Origin of the sequence: Phormidesmis priestleyi ULC007 (genome assembly GCF_003003695.1) — a bacterium.
Taxonomy (GTDB): Bacteria; Cyanobacteriota; Cyanobacteriia; order Leptolyngbyales; family Leptolyngbyaceae; genus Phormidesmis_A; species Phormidesmis_A priestleyi_A.
This window is the reverse complement of the sequence record NZ_PVWG01000008.1, coordinates 51,227-70,899: the sequence shown is the minus strand read 5'-3', so window position 1 is coordinate 70,899 and position 19,673 is coordinate 51,227. Positions and strand designations below refer to the sequence as shown.

Sequence of the window (19,673 nt, the reverse complement as noted above, 5' to 3'; positions counted from 1 at the left end):
CGAAGACAAAGATCTCCGACTTCTCCCAAGAGGTCGGAGATCTGGCTGGGTACACCTACCTGTCAACGAACGACCCCGGCATATCTCACCAATTGACACAGCCGTTGTCGCAAGGTTTCCAAACCCAGACGATCGCTGGCAGAAATGAATGCCGCTTGCGGAAACTCTTCTTGCGCCAAACTCAGATTTTCGCCGTCTACTTGATCGATTTTGTTAAACACCAACAGCACCGGGCCTGGCGCGATCGGCATTTCTGACAAAATTTTCATCACCGATCGGATCTGATTTTGCCAAGCCGGATGCGACAAATCCACCACATGCAGCAGGGCATCGGCTTCGGTGACTTCCTCTAAAGTGGCGCGAAACGCATCAACCAGCGATGGCGGCAGCTCGTGAATAAACCCCACCGTATCGGTCAGCAGCAGCGAAGTCGATTCATGACTTTCCGAATCAATCACCTTCAGTCGTCGAGTTGTCGGATCAAGGGTCGCAAATAGCTGATCGGCGGTGTAGACTTCGGCATTGGTGAGCGCATTCAGCAGCGTGGATTTTCCAGCGTTGGTATAGCCAACTACGGCGATCGAGGGCACTTCTTCGTGCTGTCGGCGCTGCCGCATTCGCGCCCGGTGCGCCTGAAGTTGCGTCACTTCTTGCTGCAATCGCGTAATCCGGCGCTGAATCGATCGCCGCTCAGTTTCTAACTTAGTTTCACCCGGCCCGCGAGTTCCGATCCCACCGCCTAATCGAGACATCGCTTGTCCCCGACCGGATAATCGAGGGAGGCGGTATTCAAGCTGTGCCAGTTCGACCTGCAATTTGCCCGCACCTGACTGGGCACGTTGGGCGAAAATGTCGAGAATTACCTCAGTGCGATCGACGACCCGCACCCCAATCAACGCCTCCAAATTGCGGACTTGGGTTGGGGACAAATCGCGATCGAACACCACCAAACTTGCCCCGATCGTCTGTGCTGTGAGCGCAATTTCCTGCACTTTGCCTTCACCAACCACAGTTTGAGGATGGGGACGCGGACGTTTCTGCTTTAACGTTTGTAAGACTTCTCCCCCAGCCGTTTCGACGAGCCGCCCTAATTCTGCCAGCCCATCGCGAAAAGCTTGCTGCGATCGATTGTCTGTCATCAACCCAACTACTAGTACCTGATCGTGATCGCGATCAACCTGTTGAGCAGTATATTCACGTCGAAATTCAGCCTCTAGACCTTCGACTAACTCATTTAGATCTTGCTCGGCGATTTCATCCAAGCTCAAAACGGGTGAAACCGTCCAATTGGCTTCTGGGTGGGGCACCAAATGCGCCAAATATCCACCTTTGATGTAGCCTGTTGCACCGCCACCTCGCCGCTCAAATCCGCCACCTGTCAGGGTAAATGTCACAAGCGCATCCAATCGCTGCATCGCCATCGCCGTCAGTGCCGACTCGCCCGGAGGATCTTGCTTTAACTGCGTCGCGACACAGCGAATGCCGCATAGTCGTTCTGCCCCATAGCGCGGCAACTCTGCCGGAGGAATCTGAGTTTGGCGCGGGTTTCCGACCCCAACACGCAGCACCTGACCTCGACGATTGATATAGGCGCAAACGGGTTGAGCGATCTCTGTGCTGATTGCCGCCAGTCGCTGGGCAAACTCTGAAGTCGTGATGCGATCGCCCGGTAAGCGCTGATGATAGAGTCGCTGCAACTGCTTAAGCTGACTGGACTTTAAACCTTGAAGATTTCCGTAGACAGTCTCGATAAATGCCACTCGCCAAACGCAACTCTCTCTATTTTAGATCCCCAGTTGACCGTGTGCTTGATTGGCTTTATTAATGACCTCATGATTTAGTAAGCATTTGTTACAGAAATCACATGATCTTTAAATTGTGTCGTTTACTGAAGAAATGAAGAGAAATATTGCTCTCTCAAACTCTCTGCCCAAAAGGATTTCAAGTTTAACAAGGCTCAATGACCCTGCTTAAGCTAACGAGAAAAGAGCCGAGGCTTGAGTCGTCAGATCTGACGATTTCCTTAAGACTTGACCTCGATCCACCATTCTCGTTAGAAAATCCATGTCTGGAGTTATCGCATCCCGCGCTCTAGATGCTCACTTTTACTTCGTCATTTTTAGGTTTATCCCAATGAATAGTAACGGACTGCCGCCAAAACAGGGGTTATATGATCCGCAGTTCGAGCATGATGCCTGCGGTGTCGGGTTTATTGTGCACATGAAGGGCAAGAAGTCACACGCGATCGTCGAGCAAGCATTGACCATGCTTGTCAATCTTGAACATCGCGGTGCGTGTGGATGCGAAACCAATACCGGAGACGGGGCAGGCATTTTGATGCAGGTGCCTCACAAATTCCTCAAAAAAGTAGCGCTAACAGAAAACATCGCGCTACCCGACGCGGGACAGTATGGCGTGGGCATGATTTATGCGTCGCCCGATCGTGCCATTCGCGATCAGAGTCGGCAAATTTTTGAGCAAATCGTGGCGGAAGAAGGTCAGCGAGTTCTGGGCTGGCGCGATGTGCCGACAGATAATTCTTCGCTGGGCGAGACGGCAAAATCGAGTGAGCCGTTTATGCAGCAAGTATTTATTCAACGCGCTGCGGAACTGGTCAACGACACCGATTTTGAGCGAAAGCTTTACGTGATTCGCAAGCGATCGCATAGAGCGATTCGAGCCACTCAGATTGATTCATGCTGGTATCCGTCGAGTTTGTCGTGCCGCACGATCGTTTATAAAGGAATGCTGATGACCGCGCAGGTCGGGCAATATTATCCTGAACTCAGCGATCCCGATCTCGAAAGTGCCCTGGCAATGGTGCATTCTCGATTTAGCACCAATACCTTTCCAAGCTGGGAGCGATCGCACCCTTATCGCTACATCGCGCACAACGGCGAGATCAACACGATGCGTGGCAACATCAACTGGATGAACGCACGGCAATCGCTGTTTGAATCAGAGTTGTTTGGCGACGATATGCAGAAAATCCAGCCTGTGATCAACGTCGAGGGTAGCGACTCGACGATCTTTGACAACGCGCTAGAACTGCTGGTGTTATCGGGTCGATCGTTGCCCCACGCAATGATGATGATGATCCCCGAACCGTGGACGGCGCACGAGTCGATGAGCGACGAGAAAAAAGCGTTTTATGAATATCATTCCTGCTTGATGGAGCCGTGGGATGGGCCTGCTTCGATCGCCTTCACTGATGGCACTATGGTTGGGGCAGTGCTCGATCGCAATGGTCTGCGTCCGTCTCGCTATTACGTGACCAAAGACGATCTCGTAATCATGGCATCTGAAGCGGGCGTGTTGCCGATCGAGCCTGAGCGTGTCGCTTTAAAAGGTCGTCTAGAACCGGGTCGGATGTTTCTCGTCAACATGGAAGAAGGGCGCATCGTTGCCGATGATGAGATCAAAACCAAAATCGCCACCGAGCATCCCTATCGCGAGTGGATCAACCAGCACATGGTCGAACTCGCCACGCTGAAAGACGCACCGCTGGAGACAGACGAAGCGTTTACGCCGATTATTCAGCGTCAGACTGCTTTTGGCTATAGCTTCGAGGATTTGCGGCTGCTGTTGACTCCGATGGCGCGAGACGGTGTAGAAGCGATCGGGGCAATGGGCGCTGACACGCCGCTCTCTGTGTTGTCTGACCGACCTAAACTGCTCTACGACTATTTCCAGCAGCTATTTGCTCAGGTCACAAATCCGCCGATCGACTCTATTCGCGAAGAGATTATTACTTCAGCAGAAACGACGATCGGATCGGAGCGAAATCTCCTCAAGCCAGAGCCAGAAAGCTGTCATTTGATCGAACTCAAAACGCCGATTCTCAGTAATGAAGAATTGGCAAAACTTAAGCACATTAATGAAGGCGAGTTCAAGTCAGTCACGCTGCCGATCGTCTTCGATCCCCAAGACGGCACAAAAGGGCTTGAACGGGCGATGGAGCAGATTTGTGTCCAGGCAAATCAAGCGATCGCGGCGGGCGTGAATATTCTGATTCTCTCCGATCGCGGCGTAAATCCAACCAACGCCCCGATCCCGGCGTTGCTTGCAGTTGCGGGACTGCATCACCACTTAATTCGGGAAGGCACTCGCACACGGGTCGGACTCGCTCTCGAATCGGGCGAACCCCGTGAAGTGCATCATTACGCGATGCTGATTGGCTATGGCTGCGGGGCAATCAATCCCTATCTCGCGTTTGAGTCGATGGCTGACATGATTCACCAAGGTCTGCTGGTCAACGTCGATTACAAAACTGCTTGTAAGAATTACGTCAAAGCTGCCACCAAGGGAGTCACCAAAGTCGCCTCCAAAATCGGAATTTCGACCATTCAGAGCTATCGAGGTGCCCAAATCTTTGAAGCGATCGGGTTAAACCAGTCGATCGTTGACAAATATTTCACCTGGACGGCTTCGCGCATCGAAGGCGCAGATCTCGAAGTCATTGCCAAAGAAGCGATTTTGCGCCACAGCCATGCGTTTCCCGATCGCGAGGTCAACGGTCACACGTTGGATGTGGGCGGCGAATATCAATGGCGCAAAGAAGGAGAGGCGCATCTCTTCAGCCCCGAAACGATTCACACCTTGCAAAAAGCAGTTCGCGGCGGCAGCTATGAGGTTTACAAGCAATATGCTGCTTTGGTGAATGAGCAAGGTCAAAAGCACTACACCTTGCGCGGACTGCTGAAATTTAAGCAGCGCGAATCGATTCCGATCGAGGAAGTCGAGTCGCTCGAAACCATCACCAAGCGCTTCAAAACGGGCGCGATGAGCTACGGATCGATTTCTCAAGAAGCACACGAATCATTAGCGATCGCCATGAACCGCATCGGCGGCAAATCCAACACGGGCGAAGGCGGCGAAGACCCCGATCGCTACACCTGGACCAACGATCGCGGCGACTCGAAAAACAGCGCGATTAAACAAGTCGCATCCGGTCGTTTTGGAGTCACCAGTCTCTATCTGTCTCAAGCGCGAGAACTGCAAATCAAGATGGCACAGGGCGCGAAACCTGGCGAAGGCGGACAACTTCCGGGCAAAAAAGTCTATCCCTGGATTGCCAAAGTGCGTCACTCTACTCCCGGAGTCGGGCTGATTTCACCACCGCCGCACCACGATATTTACTCGATCGAAGACCTCGCCGAGTTGATCCATGATTTGAAAAACGCCAACCGAGCCGCACGGATCAGCGTCAAGCTGGTGTCAGAAGTGGGAGTGGGCACGATCGCTGCTGGGGTCGCCAAAGCCCACGCTGATGTCGTGCTGATTTCTGGCTTCGACGGTGGCACAGGCGCATCGCCGCAAACCTCGATCAAACACGCTGGGTTGCCGTGGGAACTCGGACTTGCGGAAACTCATCAAACGCTTGTCCTCAATAACCTCCGCAGTCGCATCGTCGTCGAAACCGATGGACAGATGAAAACCGGACGCGATGTGGTGATCGCCGCTCTGCTCGGTGCTGAGGAATTTGGATTCGCGACGGCTCCACTCGTGACGCTGGGCTGCATCATGATGCGCGTGTGTCACCTCAACACCTGTCCGGTCGGAGTCGCGACCCAAGATCCGCTCCTGCGTAAAAACTTCACAGGCGATCCCGCACACACCGTCAACTTCATGACGTTCATCGCTCAAGAAGTTCGCGAACTGATGGCAAAGTTGGGCTTCCGCACGATCGACGAAATGGTCGGACGCACCGACGTTCTCGAACCCAAACAAGCCGTCGAACACTGGAAGGCAAAAGGACTTGATTTCTCAAAAATCCTCTACCAGCCAGAAGTGGGGGCAGACGTGGGTCGCTATTGCCAGATTCCGCAAGATCACGGACTCGACAAATCCCTGGATATCACGACGCTGCTCGATTTGTGTAAAGGCGCGATCGAGACTGGCGAATCCGTCTCAGCTACTTTGCCGATCAAGAATGTCAATCGCGCGGTTGGCACCATTCTTGGCAACGAAATTACCAAACGCCACTGGCACGGCTTACCCGAAGACACGATCCAGCTACACTTCCAGGGCAGTGCGGGTCAGAGCTTTGGCGCATTTGTACCCAAAGGTGTGACGCTCAAACTCGAAGGCGATGCCAATGACTATCTCGGCAAAGGCTTGAGCGGCGGCAAAATTATTCTCTATCCTTCAGCAAAGTCTACCTTCGCTGCCGAAGAGAACGTGATCGCTGGAAACGTTGCGCTCTATGGGGCGACCTCTGGCGAAGTGTACATTCGAGGCATGGTCGGTGAGCGCTTTGGGGTGCGTAACTCTGGCGTGAACACGATCGTCGAAGGCGTTGGCGATCACGGCTGCGAATATATGACGGGCGGCAAAGTTGTCATTTTGGGCAAAACCGGACGTAACTTTGCGGCAGGCATGAGCGGTGGTGTTGCCTACGTTCTCGACGAGCAGGGCGACTTCGCGACGCGCTGCAACCCGCAAATGGTCGGACTCGAAACCCTAGAAGATGCTGAAGAAATCGCCGATCTTCGGCAGATGATCCAGCAACATGCCGACTATACCCAGAGCCAAAAAGCAGCCAAAGTTCTCGATCGCTGGGAAGAAATGCTGCCGAAGTTTGTCAAGGTGATGCCCAAAGACTATAAGCGAGTTTTGCAAGCGATTTCTGCCGCGATCGCCGCTGGCTTGAGTGGTGATGACGCACTCACCGCCGCCTTTGAAGAAAACGCCCGCGATGTCGCCCGGATTGGTGGCAGCTAACCTTCACGATCATTTCTGGGGCAACTACTGCCCCTACCTCCTATAATCATCGCCACTTTTAAGACACCATCATGGGAAAACCAACAGGCTTTATCGAATTTCTCCGCGAGTTGCCCTCTGATCGATCGCCCCTTGATCGCATTCAAGACTGGAACGAAATTCACCAGCACATGCCCGAAGACAAACTCCGCACTCAAGGCGCACGCTGCATGGATTGTGGCATCCCGTTTTGTCATAGCGGCACGTTGATTAGCGGCATGGCAAGCGGCTGCCCCGTCAATAATCTGATTCCCGAATTCAACGATCTGGTCTATCGCGGACTGTGGCACGAAGCGCTCGATCGGCTCCACAAAACCAATAATTTTCCTGAGTTTACGGGTCGCGTCTGTCCTGCACCCTGCGAAGGCTCCTGCGTTTTGGGCATCAACAATCCGCCCGTCACCATTAAGAATATCGAATGCTCGATCGTCGATAAAGGCTGGAGCGAAGGCTGGATCAAGCCCGAACCGCCCACCAAACGCACGGGCAAAAAAGTCGCCATTATCGGCTCTGGGCCTGCCGGACTTTCTGCGGCTGCACAACTCAACAAGTCGGGGCACTGGGTCACAGTTTATGAACGCGCCGATCGTCCCGGCGGACTGCTGATGTATGGCATCCCCAACATGAAGCTTGAGAAAGAAGAAGTTGTGTTGCGCCGCATCAAAGTCCTTGAAGACGAGGGCATCACGTTTATCTGCAACGCCGAAGTCGGCAAAGATTTGCCCGTCGAAACGCTGCTCAAAGACTTTGATTCTGTCGTGCTTTGTGTGGGAGCGACGAAGCCGCGTGATTTACCGATCGCAGGGCGCGAGTTAAAGGGCATCCACTTCGCAATGGATTTCCTGACCGCCAACACTAAAGCAGTTTTGAATCAGAGCAGCAACGGCAACTTCATCTCCGCCCAAGACAAAGATGTGGTGATCATTGGCGGTGGCGACACCGGAACCGACTGCGTAGGCACATCCCTTCGTCACGGATGCAAGAGCCTCGTGCAGCTTGAAATTTTGCCTCAGCCTCCGCAAGAACGTTCGCCCGATAATCCCTGGCCTGAATGGCCCAAAGTCTACCGCCTCGACTACGGGCAAGAAGAAGCTGCCGCTAAGTTTGGCGACGATCCACGCGGCTATCTCACGACCGCAACCCATTTTGAGGGTGACGAAAACGGGCAGGTCAAAGCGGTTCACACCGTCGAGGTGCAGTGGGAGAAAAATGAGAAAGGACAGTTTATTGCCCAGCACATTCCTGGCACTGAGAAAGTTTTATCCGCGCAACTTGTCCTGTTGGCGATGGGCTTTTTGGGGCCTGAGCAACCTCTTTTAGATGCGCTAGGGGTCGATCGAGATGCCCGCAGCAATGTCAAAGCTGACCACGAGAAATACGTCACCAGCATTCCTGGAGTGTTTGCGGCTGGCGACTGTCGGCGGGGACAAAGCCTTGTCGTCTGGGCGTTTAACGAGGGGCGCGGTGCGGCTCGTGAGTGCGATCGCTATCTCATGGGCAGCACTGACTTGCCCTAAAGTCAGTCACTCGTTAGACCCTACAACCATTTGCACCACAAAGGGCAGACCCCCATCTTTGTGGTAGCGGTCTGCCCATTCGCGGATCACTTCATCCAGTTCTTCGAGGGCCCGATCGACCCGCTCTGCTGGAATATCCAATTCTTCTAAAACTCGCATCACCTGATTTTGGCGATCTGCCCAATCTTTCATGAGTCGGAAAAATCGAGCCGTATCTTCGACCATGACATAGGCCCGTTCTTCCTGGTCGTCAGGTGAATAGGAAGCGCGAGTCAGGGCATAAAACGGCAGCCCCCAAGGTGAATCGATGCGCGTAACAGTGCCCGAATAAATCAGACGACGCTTGATATGCTCTGCCAGGGCTTCACTCAGGGGCATTTGCTGCTCTTGAGGCAAATCTTCTTGAGAGCGCCCATGCAGAAACTCGACCAAATCGAGAAATTGAAATGAGTTGATCAGTTGAGCATCGGGCAGGTTGGGCGGAAGCTTTTGCTCAATGTGACTCTTTTCTTCAGAGGTGAGGCTGGTGCCCAGAACGCGCGATCGCCCCGGTTGCCAAGGATATTGTTCTAACCAGATATAAGGGAATTGAATCAGATAGCGAGGTTCTTGAGAACCCAGCATTTTCAGCAGCTTTCCTTCGGTGAGTGCCTGCCTGACTTCTTCAACGATCGCTTTAACTCGCTTTGGCTCAAGATGGTGCAAATGCCCAGTCATTCGCAGGTTGCCGTCTTGCTCTAAGTAGGTGGTGTAGATGGCACATTTTGCGGCGGTTGCGGCTGCATCTAAAAAAGCTCCGTGTCGGTGCCCACTCGTTCGCATGGCGCTGAAGGCGAGATAAAGCATGATCTGATCCATTGCACTAGGGCTGAGGAGCTTGATCAGATCGAGGTCGTTGGTCATATCAGGAAGAATTTATAGAAGAGCTAATACATCAAACTTCTGTGAACTTACGGAGACTCTAGCGATCGCAGATGGCTTAATTTCTAGGGTCAGTTGATTCATCAGAGCGGGTTTAGAGACGACAATGCCAACTCGTCTGAGTAATTGTTAATTATTTTATCTCTAATCGATGTTATTAAGTATTCTCTCCTAACTATTCCCACGCCAGTTTAAAAAATTAGTCATCAACACTTGAAAACAAAAATGGAAGCAATCTCTAATGTAGGAGCTTCCATTTTTAGCAAGTCGTATCGAGAAATCTTAGAGAGCAGGAAACGATCGGGCGTGAGCCGTGAATTAAACTAAGTTTTGAGTATTGAACGGAGGATGGAAACGACCTTCAATCCGCCCACTTCCCCGATGGGCAAGATATTGAGTTTGTGGCTCTGAGTGAGTCAACAAAGAGATAGGAGAATCCTGCTTCAACCCAGGCAAAAACTCGACTTGGTGCAGACCTGCGGCTATTGAACCGAGAAGCAAACTGATTAGAGTGACAGAAGTTTGAACATGCATAGGTTGGGTCTGTTCTGATGTATCTATTCACAGATACAGACCGTCTATTAGTAGATCAGGATGAACTGATGTAATTTTTTAAGTTCAGTAATCCTACGTATGAGGTTTTAGAAAAGGAGCCTTAATCGCTATCTACGCCAGAACGGAAAAGATTGACTCTACTAAAATCCACCCTCCACTGTAATTTTTTTTACCAAGTATAAAGATGTTATTTTCGCATTCATACTGCTTTAGCTGCTGATCAATTTCTGGAGTCAGGGTTACGAGTGCCCAGGTTTTTTTGACTTGATTTGGGTCGTGGGGGGTTTCAAGGACGATCGTATAGTCTTGCTCACCGTGCCGATAAAAAATGCCAGAGATGTTGAATTTGGCAGGAGGCATGTCCAACAACGGAGTACGCATGGGGCAACACCCGCTATGGGGATAAGCCTCTGGAGCATCTAGATAATAGTGTTGCCAGTAGAGCCAGTCAGAATGATTGGGAGCCAGATTTAAAAGCGGAATGATGGCGGCAGGTGCGATCGCATCCTCTAAAAGGGCATTTTGCAACGATCGTACCGACAACTCTCTCGGCTGACAATTTTGTTCAATACACAAGGCGGCTGCCATTCCTGCGGCTTGTCCAATTCCCAAAACCAGGGGTTGGAGGCGAGTCGCTCCATTCGCGAGATGAGACACCGAAATATTCTTCTCGCACACTAAAAATCCCTCGGTGATTTCTGGCACCAGAGAGCCATAGGGAATCGTGAAGGGTGTGCCTGTCCAACGTCCGCCCCAACGCATTGATTTAGGCTTTAACGAAATGTCGCCACTGGGATAGTGATGATCGTTGGCGTAGTTGCCGATGGCGATCGACTGGCAAATATTCTCAGCAGTCTCGCACCCTTGAGCCGTGATTCTGATCGGTAGCGGGGCGACTTGTCCGTTGGGTAATAAATCTTGCTCTCGAACCGTGACTAACCCTTTAAGTCTTCGGCTCTCTCGATAATAAGGGTGAAGGGCATAGGCACCGCCTCCCAGAGAAGTTTGAATCGAAACTGGAAAAATTTCCTCTGCTAGACCAAAACGTCCTCCTAGCTGGGCTTGGATGAAGTGGGCAAAGCCTTGAGTGTGCCAGAGCGCTTCTTGAAGGAACTGCGATCGCTCTGCCGCTGACCCGATCAGTCGCTCAACGCCTTCTCCATAATCATTACCTGCGATCGGCCAATTGATCATAAAACGGTTTCCGGGCAAGCGTCCATAGTTCAAAAACTTCTCGGCTCCGTAATCTGCCCAAGCTGGGGTAAATTTTGCTGGATTGTAGCGAGGCGGTGCCGGAATTTTTGGAGCCAATCCTGTTTCACCAAAGTCTTGAAGCACAACAACCCATGTCGGAGCTTGAACAGGGTAAGTTTTGGTGAGCGTATTGGCAGCGATCGGCGCACTGGGTTCTCCCCACTCAGACTGCAACTCCCAGCCCCAGCGATGCGGAATGTCTCCGAGTGCCAGCAAATCGCCAAGCTCAGTGCCGTCGAGGGTAATGTTGGCGAAGATCGTGAACTCTGCGAATCGAACGCCGATGACGCGATCGTCTTCCTGCAAAACCTCTAATGGCGTTTGCTCTTGAAGCCAAGTCAGATTTGGAAGTTGGGCAACCCAATCGGCAAAAATATCTGCCCCGACGCGCGGATCGTAAGTGAAAAAACTCACCCAGGCGTTGTCTAACCCCTCTGGCTGACGCTGCTGCAACGCTTGTAAGAATGCGCCCCAAATCCCAGTTTGAAAGGCAGCTAACTCGTTGCCATCTGGGGCGGTCACTCCAGCGCTAGTGAGCATTCCGCCTAAGCCAGAAAACTCACTGACTAAAATCGTATTGGCTCCGCGTCGAGCTGCCTGAAGTGCCGCCGCCGTTCCTCCAGTGCCGCCACCCACCACGAGCACATCAGTCTTGAGAATTTGCATCGAACGAATACCCACCACAAGAAGGTGACATACCCGACGCTGATGCTACGCATACAGCACGGGCTTCCTGTTTCGTCGGCAACTGCCTCTACTAGATGTCTAGCTTTGGTCTGACATTGACTCCAGAGGTTTTGAAATGCAAAGCACTCCACTGACTCTCGCAACGCTTCTTTCACAGTCCCCTACGGAGGGAAACCCTCCTTCAGGGCTGTGCGCTCACGTTACCCAGGCGGCAACCCTGTGTCCCAAGGTTGATAACTTTTTGCACAACACATCATGGATTTATGGCAATAGCCCACCAGCCAGATCTGTTCCTTCCCCAGCTACTTTCTTTCCGTGGCAAGCATATTACTGCTACGTGTCCTGTCTGTTCGAGAGTCTAGGCGGGTCAACGACCATCTGTACTATATCAGGCTTCCGCGCTACGTTTACCAGAAAATGCTGGACTCCGTACCTCCGTCGCGCCGTCTTATATCCCGACGATCACCTGAGTACAGGTAGATCGCGGGGCTTACCACGTTGGGCTAATGATGAAGAGGTTGAGGAACTGATCGAGTCGATTCATCGGGCAGATGCACTGTAGTCGGAGGGTGCAGCCACTAGTTGGGAACAGCATCGGGTAGAGCCAAAATGTTGAATCGCTCAAGTCCGCGACTATTCTATGAGAATATGAATTATGGATAAAGTTTTAGCGATCGCCCGCGTTAAGCCGTGAGATGCTCTGCGTTATGGACGAGAATTTGCCTGTCACCGCCATCATTTCTCAAGTCGTGAAACCTGGATACGAGGAGGCTTACGAACAATGGCAAAAAGATATTACAGTCGCCGCTCATCAATTTGAAGGGCACGCAGGAGTCAACATTATTCGACCGCATGATCACACTTATCCTGAATATGTGATCATTCTAAGATTTGACCACTATCAAAACCTCAAAACCTGGATCGAATCCGACGTTCGCAAATATTGGCTCGATCGAGCAAAACCTCTGATTCAAGGATCTGAAAAAGTGCAGGTTTTACAAGGGTTAGAAGCCTGGTTTACCCTGCCAGGAAGACCCACTCAAGCACCTCCGGCCCGCTATAAGATGGCGATTTTGACCTCGATCGCTGTCTACCTCGTCTCTCTGATCGTGGGGTATTTTTTCTCAGGCTTTCTCGTCAGTTTACCGATCTGGTTGCAATCATTGGTACTGATCAGCCTTTCGGTAGTGTTACTCACCTACTTCGTCATGCCTCGATTAACTCGCGTCTTTTATCGATGGCTTTATCCTCAAGCAAGGAAGTGATTCGCACAAATCCTTTATCCTGGAGATCGATCGCTACTTTCGTGAATTATGGTTTCTCTGTCTCCGACCCTAAAAGCTAGACTATCTGCACCTCTCAAGATTGGTCACTTAGAGGTCAAAAGCCGCGTCTTGCAGTCGCCCCTTTCTGGCGTAACAGATCTCGTGTTTCGTCGCCTGGTGCGTCGCTATGCGCCCGATTCAATGATGTATACCGAGATGGTCAACGCTACAGGGTTGCACTACGTGAAAGAACTGCCGATCATCATGGAGGTAGACCCCAACGAGCGTCCGATTAGCATTCAGCTTTTTGACTGTCGCCCCGACTTTTTGGCAGAAGCCGCACAAATGGCAGTCGCAGAAGGAGCTGATACGGTCGATATCAATATGGGCTGTCCGGTGAACAAGATCACCAAAAACGGAGGCGGCTCTTCTCTGCTGCGAGACCCCGAAACGGCAGAAGCGATCGTGCGCGCCGTAGTCAAAGCGGTAAACGTTCCGGTGACGGTTAAAACTCGCATCGGCTGGACAGACCAAGAAATTAACATCCTCGATTTTGCCAAGCGGATGCAAGATGCGGGGGCACAAATGATCACTGTTCACGGACGGACGCGATCGCAAGGCTATAACGGAGCCGCCAAATGGGAATGGATTGGGCGCGTGAAAGAAATTCTCTCGATTCCGGTGATTGCCAATGGCGATATGTTCTCAGTCGAGGCAGCCGTTAAATGCCTGGAGCAAACCGGAGCCGATGGTGTGATGTGTTCTCGCGGAACGCTGGGCTATCCATTCTTAGTAGGCGAAGTTGATCACTTTTTGAAGACAGGAATCGAGAAACTAAAACCCACTCCGATCGAGCGTTTGGAATGCGCCCGTGAACATCTACAAATGCTGTGGGAATACAAAGGCGATCGCGGAGTCAGACAAGCCCGCAAACACATGACGTGGTATGCAAAAGGGTTTGATGGTGCCGCAGATCTGCGCGGAAAACTCAGTCTAATTGAAAATGTGGGTCAGGGATTAGAGATTATTGATCGGGCGATCGAGCGTTTGACCCATTCTGGTTGGCAAGAAACCGAAGAAGCCGAAGCCCAATTAGTTGAAGCTTAATTTGTGTCAACTAGCTTGCAGTTTCCTGCTGTGGTAGCGTCACTGTAACCGTAGTTCCTTTACCGAATTTACTTTCGATTTGAATTTGTCCGTGATGATTTTCGATAATGGCTTGCGCGATCGCTAAACCTAACCCCGATCCCCCGGTTGCTTTAGTTCGGGCAGGATCGACGCGATAGAAGCGATCGAACAATTGCGGCAATGCCTCTTCTGGAATCCCAATTCCGGTGTCCGTCACTTTAACTTGCAGAGAAGATCCACTCGTGCGTTTAAGTTGCTGTAAATCTATCGTTACCTTTCCATTCGCAGGTGTGTACTGTAGAGCGTTGCTGATTAAGTTGGTGAATAATCGAGAAATTTGATCGCGATCGCATTGCAGCGAGAGCAAATTTTCAACACGAGGGAGTGATTTCAAAATAATTGATTGACTTGCAGCGAGTTCCTCTGATGCTGCACTGCAATTGAGACTTAACGAAATTCCTTTTTCTACGGCGATCGTCTGCTGTTCTTCTAACACTTCAGTCAGCAAATCATCCAGGTTGACTAAAACGCGTCTGGGTTGTGCCGTGCTGCTATCTTGTCGTGCGAGAAACAATAAATCATCGACCAGTCTTCCTAAACGACGAGTTAGCCGTTCAACTACCTGTAAGTGATAGCGTTGCATTTGTGGATCTGATTCTGGATCTGAAAGCGCAACCTGCACATTAGTTTGAATGATTGCGATCGGGTTCCGCAACTCATGAGACGCGTCGGCGGTAAACTGCTTTAATCGCTGATAAGATTCTCGAATCGGCTGCATCGCCAGACCGGATAACAACCATCCGATCGCGGCGACGATCGCGACCATCACCGTTGTTCCAGCTATTAAATCTAGAAATAACTCGCGAGTGGGCTTTGTCACTTCAAACCAGGGATGGCTAACGCGCAAATAGCCTAACACCTGTCGCCCGACTTGCACTCGTTGCGTTACTTGTCGCAGCAAATGATCTGCCGATAAATGCACCGTTTCGCCATTGATATTGAAGTGGAGCGGAACTGCGATCGGGTCGGCAAATGTTGACCACACGATTTCACCTTGAGGGCTAAACCACTCTAGATCAATGTGATCATCTTCAACCGAAATGGCATTATCTCGAAAGCTCGACTCGACATTAACGCGCACGTCTCCGCCTTGATTAATTGGCTCGATTACCAACGATCGCTGCACCACTTCGACCACATGGTTAAGCGTGTCATCAATGCGTTCAATTAACGTGCTGCGGACATACAAATAAAATCCACTTGCAAACACTAGCAGCAACACTGCCGTAACGGTAGTATACCAGATCGCAAGACGACGACGAGTCACCTGAAACATAAGACTAATCAAGGGGCTACACTTATTATCGGTGTAAAATGTGCCGTAAGGGTCAAGCGGAAATTTCGTGTCGGGAGAACGACTGCGATGTCACTAGAAGCCACCACTGAACAGACTAACCCAGTTCTAGAGCCGATCGAGTGGGAACCGCCTATGCCACCGACCGATCTAATTTTTGACGACGGAGAACCTTTGGAGAGCAATCGTCACCGAGTAGCTATGAATGTCTTGATTCGATCGCTCAATCAAGGCTGGTCAGACCGCCAGGACTTCTTTGCAGGCGGCAATATGTTTGTCTACTACAGCAGCAGCCAAGCCCGCAATCGCGACTTTAGAGGACCTGATTTCTTTGCAGTTTTAGGGGTCGAGGCTGACTCGTCTCGTCAAGGCTGGGTGGTCTGGGAAGAAGGGGGACGCTACCCCGATGTGATCGTAGAAATGCTGCCACCTAGCACGACCAACGTTGATTTGGGAGCCAAGAAAACCCTTTATGAACAAGTGTTTCGCACACGGGACTATTTTGTTTATGATCCGTTTGATCCCAGTGCCTTTCAAGGGTGGCATCTTGACTTAGATCAGGGCTATCAGCCGATTCCCGTCAATGAACAGGGATGGCGATGGTGCCAAACGCTGGAGTTGTGGCTGGGATCATGGTCGGGGGCAGTCGATATCGATACAACGACGTGGCTGCGATTTTACGATCGTAACGGCAATCTCGTGCCTCTACCCGAAGAAGCGGAGCGTCAACGAGCCGATGAACAACACCAACGTGCTAATGAACAACAGCAACGAGCCGATGAAGAACGCCAACGAGCCGATGAAGAACGCCAACGAGCCGATCGCCTAGCCGTACGTCTACGAGAATTGGGAGAAGATCCCGATCGTGGGTGAATCACAAAATTATTCTCTAGACAGGGGTAGTTTGCCCCAACTGCGTCAAGAAACGCATTGCTTTAGCGATATAGCTGGCACAATCATAAGGTGACGATTCATAAAACGATCGCCATGCTGATCCTTTGTGTTCATCGTAGCGATCGAAGAAGTCTGGAAATTTGTCGAGCCACGCTAATCGAACTGCGTGACCAATCAACACATCTAGCACGATCGATTCTTCAATTTTGAGATCGGGGTTACGTTGCGCGATCGTGGCTAATTCCATCATGGCTTCTACATTCACCTGGCGATATTCGGGCGCTTGAATTTTGTTTAACAAGTGTTCAATTTGGAGTGCGAAGTTTTTCTCGCCTGCGGTCATTTCCATGATGATCAATTCGCTATCGAGACGGTTGCGGCGTTCTAGCTTGTCACCAATCACCAACCCTTTGCAGTGATGCAATAGCTGCCACACACTGGGATAAAAATCTTTAGGGACGCGGTTAAGAGAGCCGTCTAGTTGCCGCTTGCGCCACCAATCTTGGTTAGCAGGTTCGACTTCAGTTTGTTCGTCTAGCAGAACCACCCAATCGATGCCGCGATCGGGCAATTTCACCCGCAGCGATTCTTGCTTAAACAATGCCTGATTGAGGTCGGCATAACCCATTAGAATCTGTCGCAAACACGTTTTAATCTCAAACGGACTGAGTTGCATTAAGTGTTCGTAGGCTTCGTCTTGTGTGAGAGCAAGTTCTTGGGCGAGGTTGGCTGTAATGAGCAAGATCAGATAGCCCACTTTCAGCGTTAGCAAGCCTTGAAAGAGATTGGGTTCGCTTTTGATCAAGACGCTGAGATAGATGAGAATTTCTTGAGTGAGGACGCGATCGCGAATGTCTTCTCGACAAAAGTGACGAATTTTTTCCAGCACTTCGACGTAGGGCAACGGCTGCATAATCAGCGAGTCTTCACTATAGGCCCGACCCACAGCAATCTGTTTTTGCCGCACTAAAATATCGGTAACTGCATCCGACAAACCGACATCAAGTTTATCGAGCAACCCTGCCGATCGGCGAACAATACCCCAATAAGGACAGCCCAACTCGTCGCCTTTGCTGGCTTTTGCGTAGACTTCGTTGAGCAAATCCATCACGGTGATGATAGGCTGCGATTCGGTGAAGCGGGTATCAAAGTCTAATCCTTTTAGACGAGCTAGAGTACTCAATAACTCGATTTGTTCATACAAGTTATGAGATTGATGCAGACTTGAAACTAACGAGTCAATATCGGTTTCATACTCCAGCTTAAATTCTTGCGAAAGGCTTAATGGACAGTTTTTCTCTGGATGAGAAACCAGATGATAGTTGGGTAACGTTGTATCGACCACAGACGACGGGGGAAACTCAAAATCGTGCAGAGAATCGATGCGTTCAGTCCCCGCTGTGAGGGCAAGTTGGTTCAGGCGACCCAACTGCACAGGAACGTCACCACAGCGACCTTCCTGAAATTCTTGGACGAGGTTGATCAGCGCTTCTCGACCCAGTTCTAGCATTTCTTTGGTTAACAACAGCGTCATCGTCGGTTTGCCCAAATCTTGCCAGTGGCGATGAGTGTAGGCAAGCTCACTTTTGATGTTGGAAACCAGAAAATGATAATCGAGAGTGAGATAAAACCGTCTTGGCTCTAAGAACGATGGCAGAAAGACGATCGTCTCTCCACAAATTTTAAACACTCTAGAAGTTGTCAAACTCCGCATTCGTCGCATGGGGCGACCTGTTAAATCAAGCTTATCATTGCGTCCGACTTGAGCATAGGCGGCGGCTAGTTCTCGTGCATGACGGACTTGAATCGGCTCGACTTGTTTAAGGGTTTGAGTTGTGATGTTGTTGGCAGCGAGTTTAGACTGCAAATCTTCGTCTTCAGCCAAGAGCGCAATTTGTACAGTCGCTTTGCGTTTTTGACCGATGCGGAGATGACCACCGATCGGGTCAATATCGCCCACAGCTAACAATCCTTCGTGCAGCATTTGCGCCAGAAAATATAAGCTTTGTGCCCACACGAGCGGAACATTTTCGTTAGGTAAACGAGTTTGACTAGAGGGATTCGCTTTTTCTGGCTCGATCGCGGCTTCAGGCACATAGTACAACTCTGGCAGCAAGTTCAAGCCGTCTCGTTTGACTACAACTTGTTCCAGTTGATCGAGGTAGTATTGCGCTTGTTGACGATCGTCGCGGAACAATCCATCGAGTGCCAAATAAGTAAAGAAGAGCGGCCATTCAGACTCAATATGCTCAAATTGCTTGAGTTCCCACGGCTCATAGTGAAGACGACTGCTGTTTTCTAGAACAGTTTGGTGCCCGTCGCGCAGAAAGCGTTTGCAGCCATAGCGACCTTGCAGCAGCGTCACAATTTTGGTGCGAGTCCGATCGACCAACTGCACGTCTTCAACAGCAAACGCTGGAAAGCTAATCACACTCAACAGAGCGGCATCGACTTCTTTAGAGCTAGATTCTCTAGGCAACAGTGATTCTAGCGTCGTGCGACACCGAGCAATTTCATCGGGCAAGACGTGAATCACCGAGGCTTGGCTGCCATGAACGCCGAACAAATTTAGCCCATTCAGCGCTTCGAGTGCTGCTTTTGCCATGCCCACCGAGCTGGCATTAAGTTCAGGGTTGCCGTGATTAATTTTGTTGCCTCGCTCCCAAATCCCATAATCGGGTGTGCGATAAGTTCTGCCGATGTAGTAGACGAGATTTTGAATGAAGTTCACCTCATCGGTGGTGAAGACGATCGCTAACCCTGATGCGGTCATTTGCGCCAACATCAGCAGAAAAATTGAGGTCGCGTCAAGCTGCAAATGTCCCCATTCGTCATCGCCAACGACGGTGCTTCCGGTGTCGGTGTCGTATTTGGCATGAAGTGCATCGAGCGGGGCTTGATTGGCTTTGAATTTCTCGACTTTTTCGGCTTGTCGCATCATTGAGAACAGCAAGCCGCGCATCAACTTGACAACGCTGTGTTCTAGCTCGTAGGTACGTCCCCGATCGTCGTCGAGTTTGCGATAGGCGAGTCCCAGCCCCCACACGGCGAGAATGCTGTAGACATTATCGCGCACCCATGCGTCAGTGTAGTCGCCGTGGGCGTTGACAGCAGTACTGGCAGGAAGCAGCCCAGAAATCGGGCTTTGACGGCTGAGAATGACGGCTCGAACCTGTTCGTAGTAGTGATCCAAACGGGTTGCCAAATCAACGGTTTTGATGGCCATGCCGTCCCTCAAGTGATTAGTAAATTTGAGCGGGCAAAGCTTAATTTTAGCGGTTGTGCAACGATCCTGCCGACTTAGGATTGCAAGTAACCGATGTTGTTTAATCCACG

General features: G+C 50.9%; 11 protein-coding genes. 5 read left to right on the top strand and 6 right to left on the bottom strand.

Annotated elements, in window-relative coordinates:
* Positions 1-62 precede the first annotated feature (62 nt).
* Positions 63-1,760, bottom strand: a complete 1,698-nt coding sequence (hflX, locus tag C7B65_RS09515; RefSeq protein WP_244913189.1) for a GTPase HflX — start codon at positions 1,758-1,760, stop codon at positions 63-65.
* A 373-nt stretch (positions 1,761-2,133) separates the two neighbouring features.
* On the opposite strand from hflX, the gene gltB reads away from it, so the two are divergent.
* Both gltB and gltD read left to right on the top strand, forming a co-directional pair.
* Complete coding sequence (gene gltB, locus C7B65_RS09510) at positions 2,134-6,723, top strand: glutamate synthase large subunit (RefSeq protein WP_073071217.1); 4,590 nt, start codon at positions 2,134-2,136, stop codon at positions 6,721-6,723.
* A gap of 71 nt (positions 6,724-6,794) precedes the next feature.
* Positions 6,795-8,279 (top strand): glutamate synthase small subunit, encoded by a 1,485-nt coding sequence (gene gltD, locus C7B65_RS09505; protein ID WP_073071062.1) that lies wholly within the window; start codon positions 6,795-6,797, stop codon positions 8,277-8,279.
* 6 nt (positions 8,280-8,285) lie between these two features.
* Here the strand turns inward: gltD and hetR are convergent, their stop codons facing one another.
* The 3 genes from hetR to C7B65_RS09490 form a co-directional block, all read right to left on the bottom strand.
* Positions 8,286-9,182: a heterocyst differentiation master regulator HetR gene (gene hetR, locus C7B65_RS09500; RefSeq protein ID WP_073071060.1), complete on the bottom strand. Its 897-nt coding sequence runs from the start codon at positions 9,180-9,182 to the stop codon at positions 8,286-8,288.
* 336 nt (positions 9,183-9,518) lie between these two features.
* Positions 9,519-9,734, bottom strand: a complete 216-nt coding sequence (locus C7B65_RS09495; RefSeq protein ID WP_073071059.1) for a hypothetical protein — start codon at positions 9,732-9,734, stop codon at positions 9,519-9,521.
* 132 nt (positions 9,735-9,866) lie between these two features.
* A complete protein-coding gene (locus C7B65_RS09490; protein WP_244913188.1) occupies positions 9,867-11,690 on the bottom strand; it encodes an FAD-dependent oxidoreductase in 1,824 nt (607 codons plus the stop codon).
* A gap of 713 nt (positions 11,691-12,403) precedes the next feature.
* Here C7B65_RS09490 and C7B65_RS09485 point away from each other — a divergent pair.
* Both C7B65_RS09485 and dusB read left to right on the top strand, forming a co-directional pair.
* Positions 12,404-12,961 (top strand): putative antibiotic biosynthesis monooxygenase, encoded by a 558-nt coding sequence (locus C7B65_RS09485; RefSeq protein ID WP_223257352.1) that lies wholly within the window; start codon positions 12,404-12,406, stop codon positions 12,959-12,961.
* 48 nt (positions 12,962-13,009) lie between these two features.
* On the top strand, positions 13,010-14,068 hold the full coding sequence (gene dusB / locus C7B65_RS09480; protein WP_073071053.1) for a tRNA dihydrouridine synthase DusB: 1,059 nt from the start codon (positions 13,010-13,012) through the stop codon (positions 14,066-14,068).
* A 10-nt stretch (positions 14,069-14,078) separates the two neighbouring features.
* On the opposite strand, the gene C7B65_RS09475 is transcribed toward dusB, so the two are convergent.
* Positions 14,079-15,425: a sensor histidine kinase gene (locus C7B65_RS09475; protein WP_073071052.1), complete on the bottom strand. Its 1,347-nt coding sequence runs from the start codon at positions 15,423-15,425 to the stop codon at positions 14,079-14,081.
* A gap of 87 nt (positions 15,426-15,512) precedes the next feature.
* On the opposite strand from C7B65_RS09475, the gene C7B65_RS09470 reads away from it, so the two are divergent.
* Positions 15,513-16,316, top strand: coding sequence for a Uma2 family endonuclease (locus C7B65_RS09470; protein WP_073071050.1), 804 nt, complete (start codon positions 15,513-15,515; stop codon positions 16,314-16,316).
* 16 nt (positions 16,317-16,332) lie between these two features.
* Here C7B65_RS09470 and C7B65_RS09465 read toward each other — a convergent pair whose 3' ends face one another.
* Positions 16,333-19,563 carry a phosphorylase b kinase regulatory subunit alpha/beta gene (locus C7B65_RS09465; RefSeq protein WP_073071048.1) on the bottom strand — a complete coding sequence of 1,077 codons (3,231 nt, stop codon included), beginning with the start codon at positions 19,561-19,563 and terminating at the stop codon, positions 16,333-16,335.
* Positions 19,564-19,673: the final 110 nt, after the last annotated feature.